This is a genomic window from Thaumasiovibrio clandestinus, assembly GCF_047250365.1.
Lineage (GTDB): Bacteria > Pseudomonadota > Gammaproteobacteria > Enterobacterales > Vibrionaceae > Thaumasiovibrio.
In genome coordinates this window covers 12,793-25,937 of the sequence record NZ_JBLBVL010000017.1, presented here as the reverse complement: position 1 = coordinate 25,937, position 13,145 = coordinate 12,793, and the positions used below count along the sequence as shown (strand labels likewise).

Sequence of the window (13,145 nt, the reverse complement as noted above, 5' to 3'; positions counted from 1 at the left end):
TTTTATGGTTAAGCGTTTTTTTTCTGCCCTTTTTATAATTCTGTGTTCATTTAGCCTTACTGCTGAAGATCTAACAGAGTTTGACTACCCGTTACTGATTGGTGACTGGTACTGGTTTAGTCCGAGTGAAGATGGTATTCAAAGTCAAGGAAAGCAGTATCGCGCAATGCATATTCAGTTTTCTTCAGACTATGACTATATTGTAAGGCTGTTACGAATTGATGGTCAGATAGATGGTTGGAAAGGTAAGTACAATATTGATGAAGACAAATTGGCGATGATGGCAGATGGACATCCAACTCAGATGCATGATTATAAGTTGAGTTACAATCAGTTTTTACTCGATGGAGCACGCTTTACTAAATTAGCGCCGGAGAACTTACCCGGAGAATGGATTAGCTCTAGTGTTGTAGGTACTGACGTTGCTAACAATGTTGAGCGGTTAGCAATCAATCTTCGCCCTGACTTTTTGTTTTCATTGATGATTCATGGCAAAAATGGCAAATCAAATGAGCAGCGTGGGGTTTACTATATTGAAGATGATCATATTGTGTTGATTTACGAAGATGGGCAGCATGATAGTCGCTATTCACTTATTTCTGATACTTTGACGCTGAAAAATGATCAATTTGGTATGGAAGCTATCTTCCAGCGTCAGTGATCTAAAAACTACTCAAACAAGCTCAGCAATGCTGGGCTTTTTTATTAACCAAGAATAAATGATTGAGTTTATCAGCAAAAACACAATAATAGATGCTAGTTGAAATTGGAAAATAGCCGTATAAAAGGAATGAAAGAATGGTCGATAAACCAACAGCGAAGTATCGTAAAGATTATAAGCCAGCAGACTTTCAGATTACTGATATTCATCTTACTTTTGAGTTGCATGAGACAAAAACCTATGTTGTGGCGATTAGCCAAGTCACAAAACAGAATCTGACTAGTGACCAAAAGCTACAACTACACGGTGAATCATTAACGCTTAAAAAACTACAGATTGATGGTCTAGATTATAGCGACTATGTGGTTCATGAATCTGGGCTATGCATTAACTCAGTTCCAGACAACTTTGAACTTCGTATTGAAACTGAAATTAATCCACAAAACAATACAAGCCTTGAAGGTTTATATTTATCAGAAGGGGCGTTCTGCACCCAGTGTGAAGCAGAAGGTTTTCGAAGAATTACTTACTATTTGGATCGCCCTGACAACTTGGCAGTGTTTACAACAAAAGTTATTGCGAGTAAAAAATATCCAGCGTTATTAAGTAATGGTAATCGAGTTAGTGATGGTGAACTGGATGATGGACGTCATTGGGTAGAATGGAATGACCCATTTCCAAAGCCAAGTTATTTGTTTGCTCTTGTCGCTGGTGACTTTGATGTATTAAAAGATACCTTTGTAACTCAAAGCGGTCGAAATGTATCGCTAGAGATTTATGTTGATAAAGGAAACTTAGATCGAACTGATCATGCAATGCTGTCACTTAAGCGTGCAATGAAATGGGATGAAGAGCGATTCAATCTCGAATACGACCTTGATATTTATATGATTGTCGCTGTTGATTTTTTTAATATGGGCGCAATGGAAAATAAGGGGCTGAATGTTTTCAATTCTAAGTTCGTTTTGGCAAAACCAGAAACAGCGACAGATACTGACTACTTAGGTATTGAAGCAGTAATTGGGCATGAGTATTTCCATAATTGGACTGGCAACCGAGTGACTTGTCGAGATTGGTTTCAATTAAGTTTGAAAGAGGGCTTGACCGTCTTTAGAGACCAAGAATTTTCTTCGGATTTGGGTTCTCGTGCCGTTAATCGTATTAATAATGTGCGGATTATGCGAGGCCCGCAATTTGCTGAAGATGCAGGGCCGATGGCACATCCAATTCGTCCGGACAAAGTTATTGAGATGAATAACTTTTACACTCTCACTGTGTATGAAAAGGGCAGTGAAGTGATTCGAATGATACACTCGTTGTTGGGCGAGTCTAACTTTCAAGCTGGTATGAAATTGTATTTCGAGCGTTATGATGGCACGGCAGCGACATGCGATGATTTTGTGAATGCGATGCAAGATGCTTCAGGTATCGATCTGACTCAGTTTAAACGTTGGTACAGTCAGTCTGGAACTCCAGAAGTAACGATCGCAACTCAGTATGATGAAAAGAAACAAATCTTTAATGTTACGCTGTCACAGCGAACAGCAGAAACGGCAGATCAACATGAAAAGCTGCCGCTTCACATTCCTTTTAGTGTTGAACTCTATGCCTCTAATGGCAAAGTATTCCCCTTGGTGATAAATCAGCGTTCTGTTGGTCATGTTTTGAATCTGACAGAACAAAAACAGACCTATTCATTTGAAGGAATTACTGAAAAGCCAGTACTTTCAGCTCTAAGAGAGTTCTCAGCGCCTGTTAAATTGCAATATGATTACAGCGATGAAGAGTTAGTTTTCTTAATGGTACATGCCAAAGATGCTTTTGCTCAATGGGATGCAGGTCAAATGCTATTAGCGAAGTATATACGTCGCAATATTCAGTTGATCCAACAACAGCAGCCTTTTGAGATTAGTCTGGCCGTTATTGCAGCCTTCGAATCTGTTTTAACCAATAAAACGCTTGATAGCGCATTTATTGCAGAGATGCTCACGCTGCCCACTGAATTAGAAGTAGCGGGTTGGTTTGAGTCTGCTGATGTTGAAGCGATTGCTGCCGCTATTCGATTTGTAGAGAAAACGCTATCGGTTGAACTAAAAGAAACGTTTAAAGAAACGTACCATCAATTAATGCAACAAAGTTATGATAACGAACATACCTCAATGGGCAAGCGTGCACTTCGTAATCGATGCTTAAGGTATTTAGCTTTGGTGCCGGAAGCGGAAGCGCTTGTCTCTGAACAGTATCAATCTGCCAATAATATGACGGATGTAATGGCAGCACTTAATGCCGCAAATCATGGAAAGCTTGCCTGTCGTGAAGAGTTAATGAACGACTTTAGTGCGAAATGGCAACATGATGGTTTGGTGATGGATAAATGGTTTGTGTTACAGGGTAACAATCCGGCCGATAATGCGTTAGAAAATGTGAAAGAGGCGATGAATCACCCTGCATTTAACATTAAGAACCCTAACCGGTGTCGTAGCTTAGTCGGTGCTTTTTGTTCCCAGAACCCCTTGCGTTTTCATGATCGTAGTGGAAAAGGGTATCAGTTCTTGGTGGAGATTCTCACTGAGTTAAACAGCGTTAATCCTCAAGTGGCAGCTCGTCTGATCGATCCCCTGTTAAAACTAAAATGCTATGATAGTGATAGAGAACGGTTGATGCGCCAAGCTTTAACTCAGTTATCTCAATTAGATGGATTAGCGAAAGATCTGTTTGAGAAAATATCCAAAGCGCTAGCACAGAAATAGAAATTGGAGTTTCAAGGCGCAATTTTATATTGCGCCTTTCATTATTTATGAGAAGTTTTACCTTTAGGGTCGCGATACCGTATCAAACGTTTTTAACGCACTATATGGGGGCAGCATCATCGCTTGTTATTCAATCTGAGCAAGGGCCACGCCTCCAATTACCAGCTAATCGTTTTCGTCCATATTTGAAACATTGTGGTATAAACGGTCGATTTACCGTTATTATTGATGAAAACAATAAGATAAAGCAAATAAGCAAGTTGGACTAATCCGTTCGCTCAATAATGTATCTACCGCAAAGGGGGATAGAAACTTGAGCAACCAAAACCTTAGCAAAGTTTAACGCGCGATGCTTTGCTATTTGTTGTGATATGGTGCATGTTTGTTGTTGCCCATCGTCATTCTAAAGCAAATTTTTTCTATACTAGTTGTATATCAATTGCTTGGAATGCTAGTTATGGCCGCCATTGTTCCCGTATTACTCGAAAAAGTCTATCATTTGATTCAAGAAAAAGTAGACTCTCCCACTTATCAGCTTGTTCAAACACTCGCACAGAAATTATTAACGCAACTGGATGATAATGATCTCTCTCAACGTAACGAGAGCGACCTTTATGGTGCGGTTATTAGTTTGTGGCAACACTTGAATGATAACCAGAACAATGAAATTTCGGTACGTGTATTTAACCCAACATTGGATCTACACGGATGGCAGTCGACACACACTGTTATTGAAATAGTTTGCGCAGATCGACCCTTTCTTGTTGAGTCCGTTCGAATGGCATTAACAAGAATGGAAATTACTAGCCATTTGATGTTAAACGGTCCGCACCGATTTTGCCGTGATAAGTCAGGACAGATCATAAAAGTATGTGAAGATACGGGGGCACTGCTTTCGATATTTCATGTTGAAATAGACAGGCTGGTTGATGATAGACAAATGCTTGCAGTTAAGAATGAGTTGGAATCTGTCTTGGCAGATGTCGATTTAGTCGTTAATGATTGGCAAGCGATGCAAGAGAAAATGATGGAGGTGAAAACATCGTTGTTGAATTCGTTTTCGCCAGTTGACGAGCATGAAAAAGCAGAAGCGAGTGCATTCTTAGAGTGGGTAAGTGAACATAATTTTACGTTTATGGGATACCATCACTACTCACTAGAGCCAGTGGAAGGCGATTTTCTTTTAACCCCAGTTAAAGGCAGTGGTCTTGGTATATTGGCGGGGTGTGATCGTGTTAAACCAGTTAAGTTCTCCTCTATTGCCGAATCTGCACGAATAGAAGCGCGTAAACCACAATTGCTGATTTTAACCAAAGGCAATACCAAGTCGAAAATTCATCGCCCGGCATATACGGATTATATCGGCATAAAAACGTTCGATAAGACGGGTGAGGTAACCGGCGAGCATCGCTTCCTTGGTCTATATGCGGCGACAGCGTACCATCAAAGTGTTGATAATATTCCTTTGCTTAACGACAAAGTGAAACGCATTCTCTCGTTGAGCTCATACACCCCTGATTCTTACTCTTGGAAGGCATTGAAGATAATACTAGAGACATATCCAAGAGATGAATTATTGCAGGCATCTGAAAATGAAATGTTAGAAGTAGGGACTGGTGTAGTAAAAATGCAAGATCGTGATCTTCTAAAGATTTTTGTTAGAAGGGATCCCTTTGGGCGATTTTTCTCTTGCATGGTTTACACCACCAAAGAGCGATATAACACGGAGCTAAGAAGAAAAACACAAGACATATTGGCAGAGTATTTCGGGTCTGATCTCAACGTGGAATTCACCACCTTCTTTTCGGAAAGCCCACTCGCACGCACTCACTACATTGTTCGTGTGGAAAACAATAATTTTGATGTTGATGTCAATTTGTTAGAGCGTAACTTGATGGAGGCGGCCTGTTCTTGGGATGACAGATTACAGCAATCCTTGGTTGCGCATTTTGGTGAAAATGAAGGCAAGCCAATTGCAACACGTTTTCTTCGAGCGTTTCCTCGCTCCTATAAAGAGCACATGTTACCGGGAAGTGCGGTGGCTGATATTCAACAGTTGTTAACACTGGGTCATGATAAACAACTGGCTATGTCGCTTTATCGTCCCCAAGAAGAGGGAAGCGATTCAAAACTACTTAAACTTAAACTCTTTCATCGCAATAAACCTATTCATCTTTCTGACGTCATGCCAATGTTGGAAAATTTAGGGGTGCGTGTTGTTGGAGAAGCTCCATACGAGATAGTGACATCAGATGACGTTGTTTTCTGGATACTCGATTTTGAGATGATACATAGCGCGACACAAAAATTGGATCTGTTAGAAGTTGGAGGACGTTTTCAACAAACCTTAACAGGGGTTTGGCAGGGCATTTTTGAAAATGACGGGTTCAATAAATTGGTACTTAATGCCGGCTTAACCGGTAAAGAAGTCACGATTATTCGAGCGTATACAAAATATATGCGTCAAATTGGTTTTCCTTTTAGTCCCGATTATATTGAGTTTACAGTAAATAGCCAGCCAGACATTGCACGTCAGCTTGTCGATCTTTTTAAACAGCGTTTTGATCCTCGGCGTAAAAACAGTGAGAAGCTAATTAGTGACGCTGTCACGAAAATTTATTCTCAATTAGAACGAGTCGATAGCCTTGATCATGATCGTATATTACGTCGCTATATTAATTTGATGCTGGCGACGGTTAGAACAAACTATTTTCAACAAGATAGCGGTGGGGAAAATAAGCAATCACTGGCGATCAAGTTACAACCCATCTTGATTCCTGACATGCCGGCACCCGTTCCAGCTTATGAAATATTTGTCTATTCGCCAGACATTGAAGGCGTGCATTTACGCGGAGGAAAAGTGGCGAGAGGTGGGTTACGTTGGTCTGATCGACGTGAGGATTTTCGTACCGAAGTATTGGGATTAGTAAAAGCGCAGCAAGTAAAGAATACCGTGATTGTGCCTGTTGGGGCCAAGGGAGGCTTTGTATGTAAGAAGCAGCCACTAATGACAGACAGGCAGGAAATTTTAGAAGAAGGCAAACGGTGCTACCGCATATTTATTCAATCCCTATTGCAACTCACTGACAATATAATTGACGGTGAATTAGTCCCACCTAAAAACGTGATCCGCCACGATGATGATGATCCTTACTTAGTTGTTGCCGCAGATAAAGGTACGGCCACTTTTTCTGATTTAGCGAACAGTATTTCTCAGGAGTACGATTTTTGGTTGGGCGACGCGTTTGCATCAGGTGGTTCGAATGGTTACGACCACAAGAAAATGGGGATTACAGCGAAAGGTGCGTGGGAATCAGTGAAGCGCCATTTTCGAGAGATCGGTGTTGATTGCCAGTCTTCTGACTTTTCCTGTGTAGCGATTGGCGATATGGGAGGAGATGTATTTGGTAATGGCATGTTGTTATCAAAACATATTTGCCTACAAGCGGCTTTCAACCATTTGCACATCTTTATTGACCCTTGCCCCGATGCCGCGAAAACTTATAAAGAGAGGAAGCGGTTATTTAGTAGTCAGGCGTCAGGTTGGGATGCGTATGATCCTTCGTTAATATCTGAAGGTGGAGGTGTATTTTCTCGACGTGCCAAATCCATTCCTTTAACTAAGCAAATACAGCAACTGCTAGCAACATCTAAGCAATCGATGACACCCAACGAGTTGATCAATGCGATCCTTAAGATGCCTGTGGATCTTCTTTGGAACGGTGGGATCGGTACGTATATTAAGAGCCGTAAAGAGACCAATACCGATGTAGGCGATAGGGCAAACGATGCATTGCGTATTGACGCGTGTGATGTAAGAGCCGCCATTATTGGAGAAGGCGGAAACTTGGGGATGACTCAGCTAGCTCGGGTTGAGTTTGCTAAGCAAGGTGGGCGAGTTAATACAGACTTTATTGATAATGTCGGTGGTGTCGATTGTTCAGATAATGAAGTAAATATAAAAATCTTGCTGAATTCACTTGTTATGGCGCAAGAGCTCACGGTTAAAAAGCGTAATCAACTGCTAGAGAAAATGGAAGACGAGGTGAGTGCCATCGTCCTTAATGACGCTTATTGGCAAGCAGAGTCCATTTCGGTGTCCGTTATCAGTGGTGTGGAGTCGTTAAAAGAGTTGAATCGTTTTATCCATTACTTAGAGCGGGAAGGCCATATGGATAGGGCACTAGAGTACATACCCGACGACGAGGCGTTAGCAGATAGAGAGAAGCAAGGTTTAGGCTTAACAAGGCCAGAACATGCTGTGCTTACCGCTTATGGAAAAATGGTGCTAAAAGAGCAGTTGGCATCAGAACTTGTCGCAAATGATGCTTATTATGCACGGATGCTTCCCGCATATTTTCCGACGGATTTGCAAGATGTCTATCGTGCGGCGATGGAAGAACATCCGTTACGCAAAGAGATTATTGCCACCTGTTTGGCCAATCAAATGACCAACGATATGGGATGCAACTTCGTGCAGCGCATGCATGATGAAACTGGTGCCGATGTTATATCTATTGCAAATGCCTATAGTGTCGCTCGTGAAGTTTTTCATTTTAAACAGATGCTTGAGGATATTCGTGCCCTCGATAATAGTATTGATGCGACTTTGCAATACCAGTTACTCTATCAATGCCGTCGTATGTTGCGACGCGCAACACGTTGGATATTGCGTTCGCAAGATGGGCTAGGTATAGAAGAGAAAATTTCGATTTATCAACCTGTCGCAAATGATCTTAAGGATCATATTGGCAGTTATTTAGTGCCGAGTGAGATCGAGGATCATGATCGTGATGCACAACAATATATGGATCAAGGCGTTCCTCAATCGTTGGCAAATACTATTGCGCGAATGAGTAGTCTTTATTCGGCCATGGACATTGCGCAAATTGCGGAAGAGCAGGGTAAAGACATTGCTGTTGTGGCTAGAATCTACTTTATTATGGGGGCTAAGCTCTCTTTACATTGGTTCTTAGACCAAATTAACCACCAAAGTGTAGATAATCACTGGCAGGCACTAGCAAGAGCCACATTTAGAGAAGATCTCGATTGGCAGCAACGCTTATTAACGGCTGCGATATTGACTGACATGCCGGAAGAACTCACTCCAGAGGAAGTGGTCAGTGACTGGATTGAACGACATAAGGGCGCTGTTGCACGTTGGGAGAGTATACTTGCTGAGTTTCGTGTTGGTGCGGTGCATGAATTTGCAAAATTTTCAGTCGCAATGCGCGAACTTGTGTTATTAAATTTGAATTGTCGCTCAAATAAGTGAATAATAACGCCCCGTTTATACGGGGCTTTTTTTATTGGAGGTGCAATGTTATACCCCCTCGCCAGAGCGGCAATCTTTAAGTTGGATCCTGAGCATGCTCACGATCTAACCATGAAAAACTTTTCACGTTTCACCGGCACACCTCTTGATCTCTTTTATCGACAAAATGTTCCTTATAAGCCTGTCGAAGCCATGGGGCTTATTTTTAAGAACCCTGTAGGTTTAGCGGCAGGCTTAGATAAAGATGGCGATTGTATTGATGCGTTTGGTGCAATGGGCTTTGGTTTCATTGAAGTTGGAACAGTAACACCAAGACCACAGCCAGGGAATGACAAACCACGACTATTTCGCGTATTAGAAGCGGAAGGAATTATTAACCGAATGGGCTTTAATAACCATGGTGTTGATAATCTTGTCGAAAATGTAAAAAAAGCAAAATACGATGGTATTATCGGCATCAATATCGGCAAAAATAAAGATACGCCGATAGAGAAGGGTAAAGATGATTACCTAATCTGTATGGAGAAAGTGTATGAGCATGCTGGCTATATCGCCGTTAATATCTCATCTCCAAACACACCAGATTTACGCTCTCTGCAGTATGGTGATGCATTAGACGAACTGCTATCGGCATTAAAAGAGAAGCAGACAGAATTAGCTGAAAAGCATGATAAATATGTTCCAGTCGCGTTAAAAATTGCCCCCGATCTCGAAGACGACGAAATTGTCCAAGTGGCACAAGCGTGTCTACGCCATAAGATGGATGGGGTGATTGGTACAAACACCACATTGGATCGCCGCTTAGTAAAAGGCATGAAGCATTGTGATGAGGCCGGTGGTTTAAGTGGACGTCCTGTTCAAAACAAGAGTACCGAAGTCATTCGTAAGCTTGCAGAAGCCCTTAATGGAGAAATTCCAATCATTGGGGTAGGTGGCATTGATTCTGCTGTTGCGGCGCGCGAGAAAATTCAAGCGGGAGCCAAGTTGGTACAAGTTTATACTGGCTTTATCTACCATGGTCCTAAGCTGGTTAAAGATATTGTGAATAATATTTAATCAATATTTGATTAAAATCGAGAAAAAGGGGAAAGTGATTTCCCCGCTTGTGCTTATTAAAATTTACCTTATCTATTTAAACTTTCTACTTCATATCATTACTCAGGGATAGGTAAGGCAAATATATGCTAAAACCGAACAATACATGGACCTGGTTTTATAACGCTGAAGACCAACAGCTGATGCTGGATTTAGGCGGTGATATGATGTTTAGAACTGCTATTCCAGCGAAAAATCTCATTCCCGATGCGACACGTCAAATTCCGTTTTCGGTTGAAGACGCCACTTTATTTCAAACATTTAACGATAGTATTGCCCATCTGCCTTTATCGGCTCCAAGGCGTGCAGAGCTTGTCCTTAATGCGATAGCGGCACATCGTTATCATAAGCCTATGCTACCTAAGAGTTGGTTCTTTTCAACGGCAGGAGAGCCGTCTGTGCCCGAATTAGCGGATGTTATTGTCTTAGAGACCGCATATGGACAAGCGCATTTTGTCGTTATTGAAAACAGCGGTTCTGCGAGCCTGTGTATGCTAGCCTCGCTAGAGTCATTGGCAATGTCCGACAATAAGTCACTTAGCTTTTGTGATTGTATTAAGGTGATGAATGATCGCATGCATATTGCTTACTTTGATGAGTTAAAACATCAATTTGCTAAAGTTGGCTAATCAATCGATGTTTATCTGCTAGTTTCAGACTTTAAGTGTAAGGCTTAAAGTCTTTTTTTTGCGTGCCTACCTGCGTTAACACAACCTGTTTTGCTTAAAAAGCGAACAACGCCTCTCTCTTTCTTAAATTTACTTCGTGATATAACTCACAAATTTACATCAACAATGATTTTTCTTCTTAAGACTTTTGTGCGTATACCGTATGAAAATCAGCCAAATCAATGAAGTAAAGGTTCAATTTAGCGGTTGTTTTTCCCTATTTATGCCGAGGTTGTAATTTTATTACAAGGCGTGAGGTGCCCATGGAGATTAGTTCCTTCTTGGAATTAATTTGATTCGGTAAGTTTTATCGAGGGTGTAGTGAAAGTGAGTGTTTACCTGCGGAAAGTAGGGGAATTGGTGATTGGGCCACATTGTTTCCATATGCGCACTATCTGTTGAGGTCTGTTGGGGGTAAATGCGTGTCATCACGGCGATTTATTGCCCATTTAATGGCGGCAGTGGTAGAAAAGGCCTGGATTCAATAAGCTAATCCGTCACTATTCAGTTATAATCCAGCTCAACATTGTTAAACGAATAACATCATGAATCAGTATCTAGCCATCACATCTCGTGGTATTGAAAATTTACTTGCAGACGAGCTTACCCAGCTTGGCGCGACATCAGTGGATGTCGTCGGTGCAGGTGTCCGATTTAAAGCTGACTTAGAAACAGCCTATCGTTGTTGTCTTTGGTCTCGCCTGTCGTCACGTATTATTCATGTTTTGAGTGAATTTAGTGTCCGGGACGATCTTGAACTTTATCTTGGCGCGTCAGCAATAGATTGGCCAAGCCAATTTAGTGCATCAACACGTATTGTGGTTGACTTCAATGGCACGAACCGAGAGATTCGAAATAGCCAGTATGGTGCGTTAAAAATTAAAGATGCCATCGTTGACCGTTTTACCAAAGCGGGCTTGCCTCGACCAGATATTGATCGTGAGCGACCAGATTTAAGAATTCATATGCGTTTGTCACGCGATAAGGGAATCTTAGGTTTAGATATGGCAGGTAGTGGCCTGCACCAGCGCGGCTATCGTACTGAAGCGGGTAAGGCACCCTTACGTGAAACTCACGCTGCAGCCTTAGTGGTTAAGAGTGGCTGGACATCGGATAAACCATTATTAGATCCTATGTGTGGTTCTGGCACATTGTTAATCGAAGCTGCAATGAAGGCAGCCGATATTGCGCCTGGCCTAAAACGTACCCGTTGGGGCTTCGAAGCGATGAAATCGCATGATGAGACGATTTGGCAAACGGTACTAGCTGAAGCCAAAGTGAAGTCTCGTCGTGGCCCAAATAAAGTGACAACGTCATTTTATGGTCGCGATGTGGATCAACGTGTTTTGTCCATCGCTCGTGAGAACGCGAAACGTGCCGGTGTTGAGAACTTAATCGATTTTAAAGTAGAAGATGCTTCATTACTGACGGCGCCTGAAGGCTTTACTGGTGGTGTTGTATTATCAAACCCGCCTTACGGTGAACGTCTGGGGACCACGCCTGCGTTGATTCAGCTTTATACCGATCTAGGTAACCGCCTAAAAATCGCTTTCTCTGGTTGTACTGCAGCGATCTATTCATCATCGAATGAACTATTAAGCTGTCTTCGCATGCGTGCAGATAAGCAATATAGACTGCCCAATGGTGCGCTAGATGCAGTATTGAAAAGCTACCTCATTACCGGTGGCGCAGTAAAACGCGACACTGAAAGTGGTGTAGCAGAGGTGAAAAATGCCGAGATTGCTCCTGATTTTGCTAACCGTTTAAAGAAAAACCAAGCAAAAATTACCAAGTGGGCAAAGCGTGAAGGTATAGAGTGTTATCGCCTATATGATGCTGATCTACCGGAGTACAATGCGGCCATTGATTGGTATAACGGCTATATCGTTATTCAAGAATATGCAGCACCTAAATCGGTACCAGAAGAAAAAGCCCGTTTACGTCTGATGGATATTATGCGCGCAACGATCGAGGTGACAGGTGTTGATCCCAACAATGTCATACTCAAAGTTCGTCAGCGTCAAAAGGGGACGAAGCAGTATGAGAAACTGTCCCAAGCGCAAAAAACCATGACAGTGAAAGAGTATAATGTTGAGCTTGAAGTTAACTTATATGATTACCTTGATACAGGGCTATTTTTAGATCACCGCATTACCCGCCGTAAACTGGGTACGATGTCGAAAGACAAAGACTTCTTAAACCTATTCGCTTATACCGGCTCAGCAACGGTGCACGCAGCCGTTGGCGGCGCAAAAAGTACCACCACCGTTGATATGTCCAACACGTATTTGCGCTGGGCTCAGCAAAACATGGCATTGAATGGTCAAGTTGGTTCGCAGCATCAGTACATTCAAGCTGATTGTTTGCAGTGGTTGCAGCAGGTTGATGGCGAATATGATCTTATTTTTATTGACCCACCAACGTTTTCAAATTCGAAGCGTATGCAGCAATCGTTTGACATTCAACGAGATCACATCATGTTGATGGAAAACCTGAAACGTCTATTACGTAAAGACGGAACAATTGTTTTCTCAAACAATAAACGCGGTTTTAAGATGGACTTTGAACGTTTATCTGCGTTAGGTTTACAGGCTGAGAATATTTCTTCTCAAACGTTGCCGCAAGACTTTGCGCGTAATAAGCAGATTCATAATTGTTGGATCGTAAAACACATATAAATGGTGGCGCAGGAAGCA

The 13,145-nt window shown here is 42.0% G+C and carries 7 protein-coding genes; all 7 read left to right on the top strand.

Annotated elements, in window-relative coordinates:
* Window positions 1–4 precede the first annotated feature (4 nt).
* The 7 genes from ACKLNH_RS17075 (at window position 5) to rlmKL (ending at window position 13,127) form a co-directional block, all read left to right on the top strand.
* The gene (locus tag ACKLNH_RS17075) at window positions 5–661 is read left to right on the top strand and encodes a lipocalin-like domain-containing protein (protein WP_413113468.1); all 657 of its coding nucleotides are present in this window, start codon (window positions 5–7) and stop codon (window positions 659–661) included.
* 137 nt (window positions 662–798) lie between these two features.
* A complete protein-coding gene (gene pepN / locus ACKLNH_RS17070) occupies window positions 799–3,411 on the top strand; it encodes an aminopeptidase N (protein ID WP_413113467.1) in 2,613 nt (870 codons plus the stop codon).
* 47 nt (window positions 3,412–3,458) lie between these two features.
* Window positions 3,459–3,680 (top strand): DUF2835 family protein, encoded by a 222-nt coding sequence (locus tag ACKLNH_RS17065; protein WP_413113466.1) that lies wholly within the window; start codon window positions 3,459–3,461, stop codon window positions 3,678–3,680.
* A 179-nt stretch (window positions 3,681–3,859) separates the two neighbouring features.
* A complete protein-coding gene (locus ACKLNH_RS17060) occupies window positions 3,860–8,686 on the top strand; it encodes an NAD-glutamate dehydrogenase (RefSeq protein ID WP_413113465.1) in 4,827 nt (1,608 codons plus the stop codon).
* A 45-nt stretch (window positions 8,687–8,731) separates the two neighbouring features.
* On the top strand, window positions 8,732–9,742 hold the full coding sequence (gene pyrD, locus ACKLNH_RS17055; RefSeq protein WP_413113464.1) for a quinone-dependent dihydroorotate dehydrogenase: 1,011 nt from the start codon (window positions 8,732–8,734) through the stop codon (window positions 9,740–9,742).
* 125 nt (window positions 9,743–9,867) lie between these two features.
* Window positions 9,868–10,410, top strand: coding sequence for a cell division protein ZapC (locus tag ACKLNH_RS17050; protein ID WP_413113463.1), 543 nt, complete (start codon window positions 9,868–9,870; stop codon window positions 10,408–10,410).
* Between the two features lie 584 nt (window positions 10,411–10,994).
* On the top strand, window positions 10,995–13,127 hold the full coding sequence (rlmKL, locus tag ACKLNH_RS17045) for a bifunctional 23S rRNA (guanine(2069)-N(7))-methyltransferase RlmK/23S rRNA (guanine(2445)-N(2))-methyltransferase RlmL (RefSeq protein WP_413113462.1): 2,133 nt from the start codon (window positions 10,995–10,997) through the stop codon (window positions 13,125–13,127).
* Window positions 13,128–13,145 lie beyond the last annotated feature (18 nt).